The sequence below is a fragment of the Streptomyces sp. NPDC007264 genome (genome assembly GCF_042869095.1).
In the GTDB taxonomy this organism is placed as follows: Bacteria; Actinomycetota; Actinomycetes; order Streptomycetales; family Streptomycetaceae; genus Streptomyces.
Genome location: NZ_JBIAFD010000010.1, coordinates 231,830 through 249,702, shown reverse-complemented (window position 1 = coordinate 249,702; position 17,873 = coordinate 231,830). Strand labels below are relative to the sequence as shown.

Genomic DNA, 17,873 nt, shown 5'->3' with positions numbered 1-17,873 from the left:
GGTGATTTCCGTCCCGGCGGTGAAGGTTGGCGCTCCGGACGCGTAGTTTTGTCGACCGGAGGCCCGGGGTCCGTGGCGTCAGCCGCGTGCACGGGGCCCCGGAACGGCGCAGCGTCGGCAACACGCGTCCCCAGTAGGAGCAGTCTTGGCACGGAAGATCGGCAGCCGGTACACCGCGAACCAGATCCTGGGACGGGGCAGCGCCGGCACGGTGTGGCTGGGCGAGGGGCCGGAGGGCCCCGTCGCCATCAAGCTGCTGCGCGAGGACCTCGCGTCCGACCAGGAACTCGTGGGCCGCTTCGTCCAGGAGCGCACGGCGCTGCTGGGGCTCGACCACCCGAACGTGGTGTCGGTACGGGACCTGGTCGTCGACGGGAACGATCTCGCCCTGGTGATGGACCTGGTCCGGGGCACGGATCTGCGCACCCGTCTGGACCGGGAGCGCCGTCTCCCGCCCGAGGCGGCCGTCGCGATCGTCGCCGACGTGGCGGACGGACTGGCGGCCGCGCACGCGGCGGGGGTCGTGCACCGGGACGTGAAGCCGGAGAACGTGCTGCTGGACATGCAGGGGCCGCTGGGCCCGGGCGGCTCCCACCCCGCGCTGCTGACCGACTTCGGCGTGGCGAAGCTGATCGACTCGCCGCGCCGTACCCGGGCGACGAAGATCATCGGCACCCCGGACTACCTGGCGCCGGAGATCGTGGAGGGCCTGCCGCCGAGGGCGGCGGTGGACATCTACGCGCTGGCGACGGTGCTGTACGAACTGCTGGCGGGCTTCACACCGTTCGGCGGCGGTCACCCGGGCGCGGTGCTCCGTCGGCACGTCACGGAGACCGTGGTGCCCCTGCCGGGCATCCCCGAGGAGCTGTGGCAGCTGATCGTGCAGTGCCTGGCGAAGGCGCCCGCGTCGCGGCTGCGGGCCTCGGAGCTGGCGGCCCGGCTGCGGGAACAGCTGCCGACGCTGGCGGGGATGCCGCCGCTGGACGTGGACGAGCCGGACACGGAACCGGCGCAGGAGCCGGACGAGGCCGACGCGCCCGGGGAGCCGGCGGTGGCGCGGGTGCGGCGCGGGGCGGTGCCGCTGGTGCCGGGCGCGAAGCCCGACTCGAACCGGGACACGCACACGTCGATGCGGGTGCCCGGGCCGGACGAGCTGGCGGGCGGCGCCCGCGGCACCGCCCGCGTGCCCCGCGCCGCGGGCGCGCCGCGCCCGGGCTCGGCCCGCCATCGCGCGATGGCCCGCCGCCGCAGGATCGCCCTGGGCGTGGCGGCGGCGGCGCTGCTGGCGGCGATCGGGGCGGGCGCCTGGCTGGCGACGTCGGGTGACGACGACGCGCCACCGTCCGGGACGAGCACCTCGGCCCCGGCGTCCCCCTGACCGGAGCGCCCGCCCGCGCCCCCACCGCGGCCCGGTCGGTGCGCGCGGGCTGCCGCCGCGCCTCCGGGCGGCCCCCCGACCCTCCCGCCGCGCCCGCCGCAGGTCAGAGCAGGGCGGGCCGTGTGGTGTCCGCGAGTGGGGGCGGTCGGGAGGAGGGGGCCCGGGTGGGGGCCGCAGGTCCCGGGGAGGGTGGTTGCGACCAGGTTTCGGCCGCGGTCGCCCGGCTCGGACCGGCCGGCGGAGCCGTTACGCTGGATGCGTGGCAGTCGTCGATGTATCCGAAGAGCTCAAGTCCCTCTCCTCGACCATGGAGTCGATCGAGGCCGTTCTGGACCTCGACAAGATGAGGGCAGACATCGCCGTGCTCGAGGAGCAGGCGGCCGTGCCGTCCCTCTGGGACAACCCGGACGAGGCGCAGAAGATCACCAGCAGGCTCTCCCACCTCCAGGCCGAGGTGAGGAAGGCGGAGACCCTGCGCGGCCGGATCGACGACCTCGGGGTGCTCTTCGAGCTCGCCGAGGCCGAGGACGACCCGGACACCCGTGCCGAGGCCGAGGCCGAGCTCACCGACGTCAGGAAGGCGCTGGACGAGATGGAGGTCCGGACGCTGCTGTCCGGGGAGTACGACGCCCGCGAGGCGCTCGTCAACATCCGGGCCGAGGCCGGCGGCGTCGATGCGGCCGACTTCGCCGAGAAGCTCCAGCGCATGTACCTGCGCTGGGCGGAGCGGCACGGCTACAAGACGGAGATCTACGAGACGTCGTACGCCGAAGAGGCCGGGATCAAGTCCACGACCTTCGCCGTCCAGGTGCCGTACGCCTACGGCACCCTCTCCGTCGAGCAGGGCACCCACCGGCTGGTCCGCATCTCCCCCTTCGACAACCAGGGACGGCGGCAGACCTCCTTCGCCGGTGTCGAGATCCTTCCGGTCGTCGAGCAGTCCGACCATGTCGAGATCGACGAGTCCGACCTGCGGGTCGACGTGTTCCGCTCCTCCGGCCCCGGCGGCCAGGGCGTCAACACGACCGACTCCGCCGTGCGGATCACGCACCTGCCCACGGGCATCGTGGTCACCTGCCAGAACGAGCGGTCCCAGATCCAGAACAGGGCCTCCGCGATGAACGTCCTGCAGGCCAAGCTCCTGGAGCGGCGCCGGCAGGAGGAGCAGGCGAAGATGGACGCGCTCAAGGGCGACGGCGCCGGCTCCTGGGGCAACCAGATGCGTTCGTACGTCCTGCACCCCTACCAGATGGTCAAGGACCTGCGGACGGACTTCGAAGTCGGCAACCCCGAGGCCGTTTTCAACGGCGAGATCGACGGGTTCATCGAAGCCGGGATTCGCTGGCGCAAGCAGCGGGAGAAGTAGCGCCGCCGGCCGGCGGTGACCCGCCCGCCGAGAACAGCGCTTTGTCGACAAGGCAACTGCCCTTCAGTGGAGGGCAGTTGCCTTGCCTGTTGCTGGATGTCTGGGTTTTACATCACACTCACACCCCTGCTACTCCCGCAAACGCCGCCTTGTGGGACATCGCGTACGCAACGACCTTGACGTTGCTGTCGAAAGTCGGAAGGGTGAAGGACGGCATGCGTATCTCTGGGGCGCATGTGAACCGGGGGCTTGATCACTGTCGTCCCCGATGCCGTGGCCCCGGGCGCTGCCTCACCGACGAACAGCTACTGGGGGTAGCAGGCAGATGACCAAGAAGACGCGGATCCGCGTGGCGCGGATAGTCGCCGGCGCGGTGATCGCCGCCGGTGCATCGCTGACCGCCGCGGGTGCCGCCTCGGCGCTCGACATCAACATCGGCGCGAGCGCCGACGACAACGGCGTCGGGGTGGGCGTCGGCGTCGGCACGGCGACCGACGAACCGACCGGCCAGCCCACCGAGACCGGCATCCCGGGGGATCCCTCCACGCCCCCGGTGACGCCGCCCGGACCGACGGGTGAGCCCACCGGTGAGCCCACGGGTGAGCCCACCGACACCCCGCCCCAGCCCACCGACGAGCCCACCGAGCCGACGGAGGGCCCGACCCACGGCAACGGCGGCGGCAACGGTGGCGGCAACGGCGGCGGCAACAACACCAACCCGGACGGCGGCAACAAGCCGGTCGAGCAGGGCAAGGGTTCCTCGGGCCTGACCGACACCGGCTCGGACAGCGGCAACTCCGACGCCTCCGCCCAGGGCGGTGGCAAGCAGCTGGCCGAGACGGGTGCCGCCGAGACCACGTTCCTGCTGCTCGGCGCCGCCACGATGATCGCCGGCGGTATCGGCTTCCGGGTGCTGCCGCGGCTGGTCAGCGGCCGCGACGGCGCCTCCGCCTGATCCACAGGCGCCGGAACGCGCGGGAAGGGCCCGGGGCGTCCGCCCCGGGCCCTTCCCGTACGTGTCTGCGGTTCCGGCCGCTGTGTCGCGTCCTGTCGCGTGCCACCCGCCGTGCGCGCCGCCCTACGCCGTCTGGTGCGCCAGCAGCACGACCGCCGCGATCAGCACGGCCAGCAGGGCGATCAGCGCCGCAGGATTCAGCCCTGACCAGGGGTTTTCCTGCTGGAGTCGCTCACGGCTGGCGCGGCAGACGGGGCAGCGGCCCTCACTCACGGGCGCCGCGCAGTTCGCGCACACCAATCGGTCGTACGTCATGCGCTTCGCCCTCCTCGTGCCGCTTCCACGTACACAACGCTTCCGGGAACGCAACCGTTCCCCCCACCACTGTGCCAGGTTCCGCGGATTTCGGCGCGGTCGGCCTTATCCTGCCCGCGCGAATCGGGGCCCGGGCCGAAAACAGGCCGTACATCACACCCGGAAGCCCCTTCGGAGGCGTGACAAAACACGCAAGCCTCGCGCAACCGTGCAGGCCGACTGCGCTCGTCCACCCGCTTCGCGTATGGTCACGGTCACCTACCCCAACGGCCCGTGGTGCATCCGTGATCCGATTCGACAATGTCTCCAAGGTCTACCCCAAGCAGACCCGCCCCGCCCTCAGGGACGTCTCCCTCGAGGTGGAGAAGGGCGAGTTCGTGTTCCTCGTGGGGTCCTCCGGCTCCGGAAAGTCCACCTTCCTGCGGCTCATCCTCCGCGAGGAGCGATGCAGCCACGGCCAGGTGCACGTCCTGGGCAAGGACCTCGCCCGCCTCTCCAACTGGAAGGTGCCACAGATGCGCCGCCAGCTCGGGACGGTGTTCCAGGACTTCCGGCTCCTGCCGAACAAGACGGTCGCCGAGAACGTGGCCTTCGCCCAGGAGGTGATCGGCAAATCGCGCGGCGAGATCCGCAAGTCCGTGCCCCAGGTGCTCGACCTCGTCGGTCTCGGCGGCAAGGAGGACCGGATGCCGGGCGAGCTGTCCGGCGGTGAGCAGCAGCGCGTCGCCATCGCGCGGGCCTTCGTCAACCGGCCCAAGCTGCTGATCGCGGACGAGCCCACCGGCAACCTCGACCCGCAGACCTCCGTCGGCATCATGAAGCTGCTCGACCGGATCAACCGGACGGGCACGACCGTGGTGATGGCCACCCACGACCAGAACATCGTGGACCAGATGCGCAAGCGCGTCATCGAGCTGGAGAAGGGCCGCCTCGTCCGCGACCAGGCGCGCGGCGTCTACGGCTACCAGCACTGAGTTCCACGGAAAGGCTTGAGCAGACGCCATGCGCGCGCAGTTCGTTCTGTCGGAGATCGGTGTCGGTCTCCGCCGCAATCTGACGATGACCTTCGCGGTGATCGTCTCGGTCGCCCTCTCGCTCGCCCTGTTCGGCGGCTCGCTCCTCATGAGCGACCAGGTGAACCAGATGAAGGGCTACTGGTACGACAAGGTCAACGTCTCGATCTTCCTCTGCAACAAGAGCGACGCGGAGTCCGATCCCCACTGCTCCAAGGGCGCGGTCACCGAGGAGCAGAAGAAGCAGATCCTCAGCGACCTGGACAAGATGACCGTCGTCCAGAAGGTCACCCACGAGTCCCAGGACGATGCGTACAAGCACTACAAGGAACAGTTCGGCGACTCCCCGCTGGCCAGCTCGCTCACCCCGGACCAGATGCAGGAGTCGTACCGCATCAAGCTGAAGAAGCCGGAGCAGTACCAGGTCATCGCGAGCGCCTTCAACGGCCGTGACGGTGTGCAGTCGGTGCAGGACCAGAAGGGCATCCTGGACAACCTCTTCGGGCTGCTCAACGGCATGAACTGGGCCGCCCGCGCGGTCATGGCGATGATGCTGGTCGTCGCGCTGATGCTGATCGTCAACACCGTGCGCGTCTCCGCGTTCAGCCGTCGCCGTGAGACCGGCATCATGCGCCTGGTCGGCGCCTCCGGCTTCTACATCCAGGCGCCGTTCATCATGGAGGCCGCGGTCGCCGGAGTCATCGGCGGCACGGTCGCCTGCGGATTCCTGTTGATCGCCCGGTACTTCATCATCGACCACGGTCTGGACCTGTCCCACAAGCTGAACCTGATCAACTTCATCGGCTGGGACGCCGTGCTGACGAAGCTGCCGCTGATACTCGCCACCAGCCTGCTGATGCCGGCGCTGGCGGCGTTCTTCGCGTTGCGCAAGTACCTGAAGGTGTGACGCACGCCAACGGGGCCGTAGGGGCAACCGCCCGTACGGCCCCGTGCGTTGTCCTAGACTCACCGCCATGTCAGGCCGTGACCTGTTCTGTGAGCCCCGCCGCATCCGCCACGGGGCGGCCTTGACATTGGTCTTCGCGAGCGTGCTCGTCGCGGGCGCCGCGACCGGCTCGTTCGACGACGCGGCCCGCAAGCCCGCCTCGCCCGAGCAGGCGGTCCCCGCCGGCCACCGCGAGGACGTCACCGAGGCGGCGGCGAGGGCGATGGCCGACGGCAAGTCCCCCATGGAGGCCGCCGAGCGCGCCGTCAGCCGCAGCGGCGACCGCTGGGGTGCCGTCTACTCCCAGGGCGAGTACCAGGAGTTCCAAGAGGCGCTGGACGGTGCGTACACCGGCGTCGGCCTGTCGGCCCGGCGCGAGCGCGACGGCCGGATCCAGGTGACCCGGGTGCACCCCGGCTCGCCGGCGGCCGCGGCGGGGATCCGCGTGGGGGACCGGCTGCGCAGCGTCGACGGCACCGACGTCGACGGCAGACCCGTCACCGAGGTCGTCTCCCTGCTGCGCGGCGACGCCGACGACGCGAGCGCCGGAACCCGGGTCCGGCTCGGGCTGCAGCGCGGCACCCGCACCTGGTGCCGGGTGGTGCGCCGGGCCCGGCTGTCCACGGACTCGGTGACCGCGCGACGGCTCGCCCGCGACATCACCGTGGTCAAGGTCGCCGCCTTCACCAAGGGGTCCGGCGGCCTGGTACGGCACGCCGTCGACACCGCGCCGAAGGGCGCCGGGATCGTCCTCGACCTGCGGGGCAACTCCGGTGGTCTGGTCACCGAGGCCGTCACCGCCGCGTCCGCCTTCCTGGACGGGGGGCTCGTGGCGACGTACGACGTCGACGGCGAGGAGCAGGCCCTGCACGCCGCCCCGGGCGGCGACACCGCCCGGCCCCTGGTCGCCCTCGTCGACGGCGGCACGATGAGCGCGGCCGAACTGCTCACCGGGGCCCTCCAGGACCGTGGGCGGGCCGTCGTGGTCGGCACCCGCACCTTCGGCAAGGGCTCGGTCCAGATGCCGAGCCGGCTGCCCGACGGCTCCGTCGCCGAGCTGACCGTCGGGCACTACCGCACTCCGTCGGGCCGCGGGGTCGACGGTCGCGGCATCACCCCCGACCTGGAGGCCGACGACGAGGTGCTGGAGCGGGCGGAGACGGTGCTCAGCGGCCTCGGCGACGCCTCGTAGGCCGCCTCTCCCCGGATCTTCCCGGGTCTTCCCGGGCCCTCCTCGGCCCGCGGTAATCGGCTTTCCGGACACCCCCTCCGGGGTGCGAAAATGGGCGGCACTATGGCTAAGGAAAAAGGGCGCAAACTGATCGCGCAGAACAAGAAGGCGCGGCACGACTACCACATCCTCGACACCTACGAGGCCGGTCTCGTGCTCACCGGGACCGAGGTGAAGTCACTGCGCCAGGGGCGGGCCTCGCTGGTCGACGGGTTCGTGCAGCTGGACGGGCACGAGGCGTGGCTGCACAACGTGCACGTGCCGGAGTACACCCAGGGCACCTGGACCAACCACAGCGCCCGCCGCAAGCGGAAGCTGCTGCTGCACCGCGAGGAGATCGACAAGCTGGAGGCCAAGTCCCAGGAGACGGGCCACACGATCGTGCCCCTGGCGCTGTACTTCAAGGACGGCCGCGCCAAGGTCGAGATCGCGCTGGCGAAGGGCAAGAAGGAGTACGACAAGCGGCAGACGCTCCGCGAGAAGCAGGACCGCCGAGAGGCGGAGCGGACGATCTCGGCGATCCGCCGCAAGCAGCGCGCCTAGCGGTACCGCCCGGCGGCGGGAATAGGCTGGCACCCGTCCGCGTTGGTCACGTACGATGGCACCGCACCTCACCGAAGGTGCCGCGCGGATCCCTCTCCGGAGGGGTTCGTTCATTGAAAAATCAACATGGGGATGATCGGTTTCGACAGCGGCTGTCGAAGCAGGGGAAGCGTGTCGAGGAAGCGGCCATGATCTCGTAAACCACAGGCCGAAAAAAATAATCGCCAACATCAAGCGCGATTCCTCCCAGCAGGCCTTCGCCCTCGCTGCCTGATAGGCAGCGCGAGCGAGCCTCCTACTAAAGGGAGTGTCAGCCCGGGGCTGTTCCCGACCCGGATCCTGGCATCAGCTAGGGGACTAAACCTTGATCCCGGTCACGGGGTGAAGAGGGAAACCACACAGTGACTGAGCCCGTCGGAGACTTGTCCGCGTGATCTCCGGGGCCGAGAAAAGCACAGCGGACTGCACACGGAGAAGCCCTGATTCCGCACCGTTGGACGCGGGTTCGATTCCCGCCATCTCCACGAAGGCGACAGGCGACGTGTGCCCGCGGAAAGCGCGGGCCGCGTCGCCTTCGTCGTTCTTGCGCGGCTTCGCCGCGCGGGCGGGGGCTTCGCCACCCGCACCCCCCTTGTGGCGGGGTGGGCCGGGGGTTTCGGGGTGGGCGGTGTGCCCGCGCGCGGAAAGCGTGGGCCGCGTCGCCTTCGTCGTTGTTGCGCGGCTTCGCCGCGCGGGCGGGGGCTTCGCCACCCGCACCCCTGGGGGGCGCACCCCACCGTCGGTGGCCCCGGTGTGGGGTCCCACGCCATATCGGTGGGTGGTTGCCGCTTCTACGGTCCCTCCTCATGACACAGACCAGAGCCGCACGTCGACCACTCGTCCCGGCGACCCTCCTGGTTGCCCTGATCACCGCCTTGATCACCGCCCTCCTCGCCCCCGGCAGGGCGTCGGCCGCGTCCCTCCAGGAGGTCACCGGGTTCGGATCCAACCCCGGAGCCCTCCGCATGTTCCGCTACGTCCCCGCCGGGCTGCCCGCCGGGCGGCCCGTCGTCGTCGCGCTGCACGGGTGCACGCAGGACGCCGCCGGCTACGGCACCGGCAGCGGATGGATCCAGCTCGCCGACCGGTGGGGCTTCTCGGTGGTGCTGCCGCAGCAGCAGAGCGCCAACAACCTCTCGAACTGCTTCGACTGGTTCCAGAGCGGGGACATCGAGCGCGGCCAGGGCGAGGCCGCGTCCGTCGCGCAGATGGTCGACCGGCAACTCGCCGACGTGTCGGGCGACGCGGCACGCGTGTATGTCACCGGGCTGTCCGCCGGAGGCGCGATGACCGCCGTGATGATGGCGGCCTACCCGGAGAAGTTCGCCGCGGGCGGCATCGCCGCCGGACTGCCGTACGGCTGCGCGCAGGCCGCCGGATCGCCGTACGTCTGCATGTACGTCGGCGCCACGCAGACACCGAAGCAGTGGGGCGACCGGGTCCGGGCCGCCCGGCCCGGCTACGGCGGCCCCTGGCCCACCCTGACCGTCTTCCAGGGCAGCGCCGACTACACGGTGAAGCCCGTCAACATGACGGACCTGATGAAGCAGTGGACCGACGTGCACGGCGCCGACCAGACCGCCGACGTCAGCGACACCGTCGCGGGATATCCGCACCAGGTCTTCCGGGACCCGGCCGGCGACCCCGTCGTGGAGACCTACAGCATCACCGGCATGGGCCACGGGCAGCCCGTCGATCCCGGCAGCGGCGCCGAGCAGTGCGGAACGGCGGGCTCCTACATCCTCGACGTCGACCTGTGCGCCGCGTACCGCCTCGGGCGGGCGTGGGGGCTGGGCTGATCCGGCGCACGCCCGGGCACGTCAGGGGCCGGTCAGCTCGTACGGCTCGCCCAGAGGCTGCGGACCGGTCCCCGTCTCCACCATCGCGCGAACGGTGATCCGCTCGCCAGGGAAGAGGGCGAAGAGGGCGACCGGGGACACGAGCGACTTCCGGATCCGGTCGCGCGGGAGGCCAGTTTCCGGGGAAGTTCCCTCGACGTTCAGATGGTCGGCCTCCGCTTCCACGAGCAACTCGTGGAAGCGGAGGAGTTCGTACCCGTCGTCGGCCTGGGGCCGACCAGTGAACAGGCAGGTCTCCGACTCTCCGAACGGCACCAGAGACCTGCCGTTCGACAAGCCCGCCCCATACCGGATGCCCGCCGGGCCGATTGCCGTGACGCCCCCGGACAGGTGGTCCGCTCGTGCCCACGACCCGTCGCCAAGTCGGGTCGAGGCATAGAGTTCCTCGGCGACGTGGCCGTCCCTGCGGCGGTGGAAGAGCAGGACGAAGCCGAGGTTGTCACGCAGAGACACGTCGGCGACGACGGCCCTGGTCGTACTGTCGAGACGGGTGAGCACGGAGTGCGCCCCGTCGGTGTCTGGCATGTATCCGGCCGTCAGGGCTGCATGGGCGAGTTCTGCCAGATTCCTGGGCATCGTGGGCTTGGTCCTTGCGGGAATGCGATTTCTTCACGGGAGTTTGCCTGATGTCGTGTGCATCTTTCCGTATGTGGAGATCAGCCCGACAGCCTGAGCCGCGAGTCGCCGCCAGCCCCACACCGTCTACGTCCGCGACTCGAAGCTCGGCTCTCGAAGCCCCGCCGGCGCCTGGACGGCCTTTCTCGCATACGCCGCCCACGGGGCCCGGGCCCCGGGCTCCGGGTTGCGAGACCCGCCGTGCGGCCCCATCACGGGCAACAGGCCGCGCGCGTCAGAGGAAGGTCACCTGCATGATGTAGAGCCGTTCGTGCCGAGGGACGACCAGGTAGTTGAAGAAGCCTCCAGCCACGTGGGCGAAGCCCCCGTTCGGCCTTCTCCTTGGTAGGCGCTGCCTTGAGGTAGAAGGCTGCCGCGGCGCGGACCAGTTCGTCGGCTTTCTTCTCGACCTCCGCGAGGAACGCGGGAGGGGCGCCGCCCGCGACATGCTGTTCGTCCGGGTCGTACTCCCACTGCCAGGTCACGCGGACACCGCCCGCTGAGCCTCCGCTTCGACGGCGGCCAGGTCGTTCATCCCGGATCGGAAGGCGGGGTCGTCCTTGCCATCAGTGCGGTTCACGGCGGTGAGCGCGGCGCGGTAGCGGGCGGACAGGTCAGGACGTCGTTCGACCTCGACCTGCGCGTGCCAGTGGCTCAGCCAGTGCTGGAGGTGGCCGATCTTTCCGTCCGTGATGGCGGCGGCGACGGCCTGTTCCTTGTGCCGCTCCATGTCGGCGAGCCGGTGGGGAGCGACGCGGGCGAGTGCGACACGGACAGCCTCGGGGGTTCGTTCCGGTCGAGGGATCAGTTCCCGTCCGTGGTCTGGCTGGGTGGTCACGTGAGGTTCCTTCGTTGTGTGCTCCCTGTTGCCTACGGTACTGGCGGAGCAGCCGACGGGATCGGTCTTCCCGGCATCGCAGAGGACGCCACCCCTCGCGTGAGCCGTCTGCGAGGCCTGAGCCTCGGGCTCCGGGGTGCGAGACCCGGGTGCCTTTCCAAGGAAGCGGGCGGAAAGACTCCACCCGCCCTCCCCGTACGCAAGACCCCCGTTGGCGGGGGTGACGACTTCCTGTGATCGGCTTGCGACAGATCGTGTCAACCCTCTGGTGTTCGCAGCAACAAACAACCCCGGTCGGGTGCCTTCGTCCGGCGACGGCTGATCGACAAGCTGCCTCCCGAGCCGCCCACTGTTCGGCCCCGGGCACCCCACACCCTGATGCAGTGCACCGGCTGCAGCGGCCCCGGCCGTCCGGACGCCCTGCCCGGGGGCCTCTGCCCGAGCCTGTCGCGGCACGGACGGGCCCGCAACCTCCCGGGTCGGGCTCGATGCCGACTCCGGAGTTCTGCGCCCGGGCCGCCGGGGTACGAGATGCGATCCGCACACTACAGCCCGCCTGAGCAATGTCCGCCGGGTTCGTCGTGGTGGCACGCGAGGACCTCTGTACCCGGGGGTCGTGCTCGCTCTCTGCCTTGCCGAGGTGGGCCGTGCGCGTGTCAACGGGGGGCGCGGGAATCGGTGACCACGCGAACGGCGAGCCGGCGCCCGGCCGTGATCACCAGGGCCACGGCCGCCGCGGCCGCCGGCACGGTGAACCCGGCCGACGGGGACAGGTGCTCCGCCGCCCAGCCGCCGGCGGCGGAGCCGCAGGCGATGCCGCCCAGCAGGCCCGTCACCGCCAGGGTCATCCCCTCGTTCAGCCGGCCCTCCGGTGTGCGCCGCTGCACCAGGGTCATCGCCGTGACCATGGTGGGCGCGGTGGCCATGCCCGCGACGAGCAGCGCGGGCGCGAGCGCGAGCAGGGAGCCCGCGGTGCGCGCCGCGAGCAACGGCAGGGTCATCAGGGCCGTCATGGCCGCGAGGCACCGCACATGGCGGCGTTCGGCGGGGCCGGCGGGCTTCAGCACGCCGTAGAGGAGACCGGCCGCGCACGACCCGGCCGCCTGCAGCCCGAGGACGACCCCCGCGGCCGACCGGTGACCCTGCGCGTCCGCGAACGCGACGGTGACGACCTCCATCGAGCCGAACACCGCCCCGGTGGCGAGGAGGCCGAGCAGCAGCGGGGGCATGCCCGGCGCCCGGAGCGGGGGCGCCGCGTGCGCCTGCCGCCCCGGCGGCGGCTCCGTCGCGCGCTGCGCGGTGAACAGCAGCATGCCGCCCATCAGCAGGATCCCGCCGGTCAGCGTGCCGGCCTCCGGGAACAGAACACCGCACAGGAACGCGGCGAGCACCGGGCCGAGCAGGAAGCACAGTTCGTCCGCGGCCTGCTCGAAGGCGTTCGCGGTGTGCAGGGACCCCGGGTCGCCGCGCAGCAGGTGGGCCCAGCGGGCGCGGGACATGCCGCCGATGTTGGGCGTGGTGGCGGTGGCGGCGTAGGCGGCGAAGAGGGTCCAGTCCGGGGCGCCGTAGTGCACGCACAGCACCAGGGCCAGGCCGCCGAGCAGCGCGAACGCCGTCGCCGGGACGGCGATCCGGGCCTGGCCGTGGCGGTCCACGAGGCGCGCGACCCACGGCGCAACGAGGGCCGTCGCCGCGAGGCCCGTCGCACTGACGGCGCCGGCGAGCGCGTACGAGCCGCGGGAGCCGGCGATCATGATGATCGTGCTCACGCTGAACATGCCCATGGGCAGCCGGGCGAGGAGGTTGCCCGTGGTGAAGGCGAGGGCGCCGGGGACGGCGAAGAGACGGCGGTACGGGTTGCGGGACGCGTCGGCGGCCGGACGGTTGCGGGACCGAGATCCGGCAGCGTGGTTGCGGGACCGAGCCCCGGCCGGGCGGTTGCGGGACCGCGCTCCGGCCGCCCTGTCGGGGGACGGCGCTCCGGCCGCCGGTCGGCGCCGGGTGAGGTCGGCCAGGACCAGGGCGTCCTGCACGACCGCGGGCAGGGGTGCTGGAGGAGGGGGCGGCTGCGGCATGGCTCCACCGTCGGCCGTGTGCCGGTCTGTGGTCCAACACCAAGTCCGTGGCGATTGACGCGCCGGGGTTGTAAGTTCCCCGGATGTCCGCCACGACCGTCGACCCCCGGCTGCTGCGCGCCTTCCTCGCCGTCGCCGAGGAACTGCACTTCACCCGGGCCGCTGCCCGCCTGTACGTCGCGCAGCAGGCGCTCAGCCGCGACATCCGCCGGCTGGAGCGCCTGTTGGGTGCCGACCTGTTCGTGCGGACCACCCGTCAGGTGGCCCTGACGCCCGACGGCGAGCGGCTGGTGCCGTACGCACGCCGGGTCCTCGACGCCCACGACGGACTGCTCGCCGCCTTCGGGCAGGCGCGCCCGCTGCTGGTGGACCTGAACTCCCCGGGCCTGACGACGGGTCGCCGGGTGCTGCTCAGGGCCCGTGAGCTGGCCCCCGGGCAGGAGCTGATGGCCCGCTACGAGAGCGGTCTGACGGGCGCCGCCGTCGACCTGCTCGCGGGCCGCCTCGACGCGTCGTTCGGCCGGTTCGCGGGCCTCGCCCCGTCGCTGCGGGCGGGCCTCGACCAGCAGCCCGTACGTTACGAGCCGATGGCGGTCCTGCTGCCCGAGCGCCACCCGCTGGCGCCGTCGGCGGCGGTGCCGCTGGACGCGCTGGCCGGGGAGACCGTCTACGCCGGCGCGGGCAACCCGCGCACACCGGAGTGGACCGACCTCGCCCACCGGCTCTTCGAGGAGCGCGGCATCCGCGTCGCCCCGCCGCGTCCACTGGCCGTCGGCGAGGAGGAGTTCCAGCGGCTCATGGCCCGCACCCGCCACCCGGTCCTCGCCGTGGTGGGCTTCCCGGCCCTGCCCGGGACGGTGCTGCGCCCGCTCGTCGACCCCGTCCCGCTGTCCCCTGTCTCACTGGTGTGGCGAAAGGGCCTGGCACACCCCGGGATCGCCGCGCTTCGACGCGCGTCGGCCGAACTCGCCGCCGCGGAGGGGTGGCTGCGGCAGCCCGCCGGGGGGTGGATCCCGGCCCTGGACGCGGACGTCATGAATCCGGGGGATGACACGGCACGTGCCGACGCTGACCGCCGGTAGGTCAGTCGCAGGGCGCCGTTGTTCCGCGCCTTTGTACCTGATGGGCACGGCGCCCCTTGCGGCATGCCCGCAGGCGAAGGCGCAGCAGCCTTCTGGACCTGGTGGCGGGTCGCCCCGCCGCCCCTCACCGTCCCGCTCGGGCCGCGTACGGCAGGAAGTTCGCCCAGGTGGAGGCGGTGACGGTGAGCTGAGGGCCGGTGCTGTTCTTCGAGTCGCGGATGTGGACGGAGGTGGGGGTGGCGGCTATTTCGACGCAGTTCGAGCCGTCCGGGCTGTACGTCGACTTCTGCCAGGTGAGTATGTGCATGTCGGTCCCTCTCAGAGGCTCTGCATGAGGCGCTCAATCATCCTGCGTGACTCGGCCGGCTCGAGGGCGCAGGATTCCATCTGCTCCAGTACTGTGCGGTACTTCGCCAACTGTGCTTCGGCGTCGAGGAATTCACAGCCTCCGTGGTGGGTGTCCAACTGGACCGTGTCGAGCTTGGGGACCGGGCCGACGGCGTAGTCGAAGGACTGACCATTGCCGGGGAAGTGTGTCGAGGTGAAGGGGATGACCCGGACGGTGATGTTGTCCTGCTCGCTCAGCTCCAAGAGGTGGGCCAGTTGAGAGCGTGCGACGTCCGGGCCTCCGTACCGCATGCGCAGCGCCGCCTCGTGTATCAGTGCCCTGTAGGGGAGTGGGGTCGAGCGGTGCAGGGCCCCCTGACGTTTGATGCGGTACGAGAGGCGGTGCTCGAGCTCGTACGGCCGGAAGGGCGGGACTGCCTCTCGAAGCATGGCTCGGGCGTGGTCACTGGTCTGCAGCAGGGCAGGGATGTGCAGAGACAGCGAAACTCGCAACTCGACCGCGCGATATTCCAGTTCGGCGAGATCGATCAAGCCGACGGGCAGATACTCCCGGTATTCGTCCCACCAGCCCCGTGAGCGGCCGCCGGTCATCGCGGCCAAGGCTTCGACGAGCGCCGGGTCGTCACAACTGTAGGCACGGGCGAGAGTGCGGACCCGGTCGGCGCTGACGGCATAGCGACCTGACTCGATGCCGCTGATCTGCGCCTGCTTGAGGCCGAGCAGTTCCGCGGCGGCGGTCGAGGTCAGCCCGGATTGCTCCCGGAGCTTGCGTAGCTCGCTGCCGAGGCGCTGCTGGCGCAAGGTGGGAGCGGCGTTGGGTCGCACTGAGCCTTCTCTCGTCATGGCGACCTCCTGGGGTCACCCACAGGAGGGAATTGTTAATCCTTGCTCTCGATCGATGTTAACTATCACACCCCGTGCCCTAAGGTGTAGCTCACGCCGCCCAACTCCCCGCACCCATAAGCCGGAAGCGCACCCACCCAGGCAGAGCCACCGCCCGGCGCGGCCGTTGAGCGATCCCGTGTCCGCCTTCTTCCAGGAGGTCTTCATGGCCACCGTAGCCCTGCCCGACACCTGGGTGTACGCCCTTCGTCTGCCCCATGACCCCCGTGCCGCCCGGGTCGCACGTGCGACGGTGAGGGCCGCACTCCAAGGCCACGGGATGGGTGAAGCCCTGGACGTCGTCGAGTTGTTGACGTCCGAGTTGGTCACCAACGCGTACCGGCACACCGGCGGCCCCGCCTCCCTCCGGCTGACCGCCCTGGGCGGCGGGCGGCTGCGCGTCGGCGTCTGGGACAGCCACCCGCACATTCCGGCGCCCTTCGGCAAGCCTCCCCGGGACAGGGTTGTGCCCGCCCCGACCGGTGCCGACGGCGGGCGTGGGTTGTTCCTCGTGCAGGAGCACGCGGACTCGTGGGGCGGCTGGCCGCTCGGCGACGACCTGCTGGGGCGGGGTGCCGGGAAGCTGCTCTGGTTCGAGGTGGGCGGGCAGTGGGGGAGAGGCCCGAAGAGCGCTCGGCTGATCACAGGCGACGACGCTTGTGCCGTGACCGGGTTGCATGGGCCGGGCCCATGCCCTGCACCGGCCTCGGTGCCGCATGCCGTCCGGCGGATCGGTTTCCGCGGAGGCGGCCGCGATCAGGCGCGGGACGCGTCCGGCGGGTTGTGGCGCCGGTAGTAGCGGGCCACGCGGGTCCGGTTGCCGCAACGTACGGGCGAACACCAGCGACGGCGAGGATGCGACGGCAGGAAGACCATCACGCAGTCGCCCGCCTCGCATTCCTTGAGCCTGCCGACCGCGGGGTCGGTGAGCAGACGGGCCGCGGCCTCGGCCAGCGCGGCGGCCAGTCGGACACCGAGCGGGCCGGAGCGGCGGGTGGTGGCTGTGACCGTGGTGCCGTCCCAGCCGAGTTCGCGTACGGGCGGCGCCGCGCGCTGGGCCTCGGTCAGCCCGCGCAGGGCGGACGCGGGAGGCGCGGCTGCGTCCAGCAGCGCCCGGACGGCGGCTTCGGTGTGCTCTCGGACGATGTGGACGGGGAGGAGGTCGTCCCGGGTCGGTGCCGCGAGCGTGACGTCTTCCTGAAGGCGGTCCGCCTCCAACGCCAGCCACCGGGACAACTGCCGAGGGGTGCCGAGCAGATCCACCCGGCCCTCGGCGCTCAGCGGGCGTGTGTTGATCAGGTCCAGGGCCAGGGACTCACCGGTCAGCGGCTCACTGTCAAGCATGGGCTAATGCTAACTCCCGCGATTGACGCATTAGCAGAGCTGGGTTAGGACTAATGCATCTTCACATCAAGGAGGCATGTGACATGACGTCTGCGAGTACGTTCCGCATCCCTGTTCCGGCCCGGGCCGCCCACCGGTTCGTCGAGGTCGACGGAGTCGAGGTCTTCTACCGGGAATCCCTGCCCGAGCGTGCCGACGCTCCCGAGGTGCTGCTCCTGCACGGCTTCCCCTCCGCCTCGCACCAGTTCCGCCGCCTCATCGACACCCTCGGCAGCCACTACCGGCTGATCGCCCCCGACTACCCGGGCTTCGGACACACCCGGGCCCCGGACGGATTCACCTACTCCTTCGAGCGGCTCGCCGATGTCGTCGAGGGCTTCACCGAACGCCTCGGGCTGACCCGGTTCGCGATGTACCTCTTCGACTTCGGTGCCCCCGTGGGCTTCCGCCTGGCGCTGCGGCACCCGGAGCGGATCGCGGGCCTGATCGTGCAGAACGGCAACGCGTACGCCGAGGGACTGTCGGATGCGGCCCGCGCATTCACCGCCCTCACCCCCGACACCCCCGGCGCCGAGCAGGCCGTACTCGACCTGTTCACCCTGGACGCCACCCGTGCCCAGTACGAGGGCGGTACCGCCGACCCCGAGCTGATCGCCCCCGAGGGCTGGCTGCTCGATCAGCGCTTCCTCGACCTGCCCGGCCGCCGGCAGGCGCAGCGCGCCCTCGCCTACGACTACAAGAGCAACATCGCCGCCTATCCCACCTGGCAGACGTGGCTGCGCGACCGGCAGCCGCCGACACTGATCACCTGGGGCGTCCGCGACCCGTTCTTCCCCGCACCCGGTGCGCGCGCGTACCTGCGTGACCTGCCGGACGCCGAACTCCATCTGTTCGAGACCGGCCACTTCGCGTTGGAGGACCACCTGCCGCAGATCGCCCCGCTGATCGCCGACTTCCTCGACCGCACCCGGGCCTGACCGTCTCAGCCGCCCGCCGGGCATCGGACGGACGGGTACGCCGACCGTCGCGTCCGTGAGCACCTGG

At 71.2% G+C, this 17,873-nt stretch carries 17 protein-coding genes, 1 other RNA gene and 1 pseudogene; 12 read left to right on the top strand and 7 right to left on the bottom strand.

What is annotated here, in order from left to right; all coding sequences use genetic code 11:
* Nucleotides 1-145 precede the first annotated feature (145 nt).
* The 3 genes from ACFYMU_RS19730 (at nucleotide 146) to ACFYMU_RS19720 (ending at nucleotide 3,699) form a co-directional block, all read left to right on the top strand.
* On the top strand, nucleotides 146-1,378 hold the full coding sequence (locus ACFYMU_RS19730) for a serine/threonine-protein kinase (RefSeq protein WP_388374467.1): 1,233 nt from the start codon (nucleotides 146-148) through the stop codon (nucleotides 1,376-1,378).
* Between the two features lie 259 nt (nucleotides 1,379-1,637).
* Complete coding sequence (prfB, locus tag ACFYMU_RS19725; protein WP_388374465.1) at nucleotides 1,638-2,744, top strand: peptide chain release factor 2; 1,107 nt, start codon at nucleotides 1,638-1,640, stop codon at nucleotides 2,742-2,744.
* Between the two features lie 325 nt (nucleotides 2,745-3,069).
* Nucleotides 3,070-3,699, top strand: a complete 630-nt coding sequence (locus ACFYMU_RS19720) for an LPXTG cell wall anchor domain-containing protein (RefSeq protein ID WP_388374463.1) — start codon at nucleotides 3,070-3,072, stop codon at nucleotides 3,697-3,699.
* 123 nt (nucleotides 3,700-3,822) lie between these two features.
* Here the strand turns inward: ACFYMU_RS19720 and ACFYMU_RS19715 are convergent, their stop codons facing one another.
* Nucleotides 3,823-4,014 (bottom strand): hypothetical protein, encoded by a 192-nt coding sequence (locus tag ACFYMU_RS19715; RefSeq protein ID WP_388374461.1) that lies wholly within the window; start codon nucleotides 4,012-4,014, stop codon nucleotides 3,823-3,825.
* 284 nt (nucleotides 4,015-4,298) lie between these two features.
* Between ACFYMU_RS19715 and ftsE the strand changes: the two genes are divergently transcribed.
* The 6 genes from ftsE (at nucleotide 4,299) to ACFYMU_RS19685 (ending at nucleotide 9,585) form a co-directional block, all read left to right on the top strand.
* On the top strand, nucleotides 4,299-4,988 hold the full coding sequence (gene ftsE / locus ACFYMU_RS19710; protein WP_004000799.1) for a cell division ATP-binding protein FtsE: 690 nt from the start codon (nucleotides 4,299-4,301) through the stop codon (nucleotides 4,986-4,988).
* 28 nt (nucleotides 4,989-5,016) lie between these two features.
* Nucleotides 5,017-5,934, top strand: coding sequence for a permease-like cell division protein FtsX (gene ftsX, locus ACFYMU_RS19705; protein ID WP_388374459.1), 918 nt, complete (start codon nucleotides 5,017-5,019; stop codon nucleotides 5,932-5,934).
* Between the two features lie 67 nt (nucleotides 5,935-6,001).
* Nucleotides 6,002-7,165 carry a S41 family peptidase gene (locus tag ACFYMU_RS19700; protein WP_388374457.1) on the top strand — a complete coding sequence of 388 codons (1,164 nt, stop codon included), beginning with the start codon at nucleotides 6,002-6,004 and terminating at the stop codon, nucleotides 7,163-7,165.
* 102 nt (nucleotides 7,166-7,267) lie between these two features.
* Nucleotides 7,268-7,747: an SsrA-binding protein SmpB gene (gene smpB, locus ACFYMU_RS19695; RefSeq protein ID WP_388374455.1), complete on the top strand. Its 480-nt coding sequence runs from the start codon at nucleotides 7,268-7,270 to the stop codon at nucleotides 7,745-7,747.
* A 128-nt stretch (nucleotides 7,748-7,875) separates the two neighbouring features.
* Nucleotides 7,876-8,274: a transfer-messenger RNA gene (gene ssrA, locus ACFYMU_RS19690) on the top strand.
* Nucleotides 8,275-8,592: 318 nt separating this feature from the next.
* On the top strand, nucleotides 8,593-9,585 hold the full coding sequence (locus tag ACFYMU_RS19685) for an alpha/beta hydrolase family esterase (RefSeq protein WP_388374453.1): 993 nt from the start codon (nucleotides 8,593-8,595) through the stop codon (nucleotides 9,583-9,585).
* A 21-nt stretch (nucleotides 9,586-9,606) separates the two neighbouring features.
* On the opposite strand, the gene ACFYMU_RS19680 is transcribed toward ACFYMU_RS19685, so the two are convergent.
* From ACFYMU_RS19680 to ACFYMU_RS19670, 3 genes are all read right to left on the bottom strand, one after another.
* Complete coding sequence (locus ACFYMU_RS19680; protein WP_388374451.1) at nucleotides 9,607-10,221, bottom strand: hypothetical protein; 615 nt, start codon at nucleotides 10,219-10,221, stop codon at nucleotides 9,607-9,609.
* Nucleotides 10,222-10,741: 520 nt separating this feature from the next.
* Nucleotides 10,742-11,098: a hypothetical protein gene (locus ACFYMU_RS19675; RefSeq protein ID WP_388374449.1), complete on the bottom strand. Its 357-nt coding sequence runs from the start codon at nucleotides 11,096-11,098 to the stop codon at nucleotides 10,742-10,744.
* A 656-nt stretch (nucleotides 11,099-11,754) separates the two neighbouring features.
* Entirely contained in the window at nucleotides 11,755-13,173 is a 1,419-nt protein-coding gene (locus ACFYMU_RS19670) for an MFS transporter (protein WP_388374447.1), read from the bottom strand.
* 83 nt (nucleotides 13,174-13,256) lie between these two features.
* Here ACFYMU_RS19670 and ACFYMU_RS19665 point away from each other — a divergent pair, with 83 nt between their 5' ends.
* The gene (locus ACFYMU_RS19665; RefSeq protein ID WP_388374445.1) at nucleotides 13,257-14,255 is read left to right on the top strand and encodes a LysR family transcriptional regulator; all 999 of its coding nucleotides are present in this window, start codon (nucleotides 13,257-13,259) and stop codon (nucleotides 14,253-14,255) included.
* Between the two features lie 124 nt (nucleotides 14,256-14,379).
* On the opposite strand, the gene ACFYMU_RS19660 is transcribed toward ACFYMU_RS19665, so the two are convergent.
* Together ACFYMU_RS19660 and ACFYMU_RS19655 are read right to left on the bottom strand one after the other, a co-directional pair.
* Nucleotides 14,380-14,562: a DUF397 domain-containing protein gene (locus ACFYMU_RS19660; protein WP_388374443.1), complete on the bottom strand. Its 183-nt coding sequence runs from the start codon at nucleotides 14,560-14,562 to the stop codon at nucleotides 14,380-14,382.
* Between the two features lie 11 nt (nucleotides 14,563-14,573).
* Complete coding sequence (locus ACFYMU_RS19655) at nucleotides 14,574-15,446, bottom strand: helix-turn-helix domain-containing protein (RefSeq protein ID WP_388374441.1); 873 nt, start codon at nucleotides 15,444-15,446, stop codon at nucleotides 14,574-14,576.
* Between the two features lie 205 nt (nucleotides 15,447-15,651).
* Between ACFYMU_RS19655 and ACFYMU_RS19650 the strand changes: the two are divergent.
* A pseudogene (locus ACFYMU_RS19650) lies at nucleotides 15,652-16,089 on the top strand (ATP-binding protein); the annotation flags it as partial.
* A gap of 152 nt (nucleotides 16,090-16,241) precedes the next feature.
* Here ACFYMU_RS19650 and ACFYMU_RS19645 read toward each other — a convergent pair.
* Nucleotides 16,242-16,829 carry a CGNR zinc finger domain-containing protein gene (locus tag ACFYMU_RS19645; RefSeq protein ID WP_388374439.1) on the bottom strand — a complete coding sequence of 196 codons (588 nt, stop codon included), beginning with the start codon at nucleotides 16,827-16,829 and terminating at the stop codon, nucleotides 16,242-16,244.
* 83 nt (nucleotides 16,830-16,912) lie between these two features.
* Here ACFYMU_RS19645 and ACFYMU_RS19640 point away from each other — a divergent pair, with 83 nt between their 5' ends.
* Complete coding sequence (locus ACFYMU_RS19640; RefSeq protein ID WP_388374437.1) at nucleotides 16,913-17,806, top strand: alpha/beta fold hydrolase; 894 nt, start codon at nucleotides 16,913-16,915, stop codon at nucleotides 17,804-17,806.
* Nucleotides 17,807-17,873 lie beyond the last annotated feature (67 nt).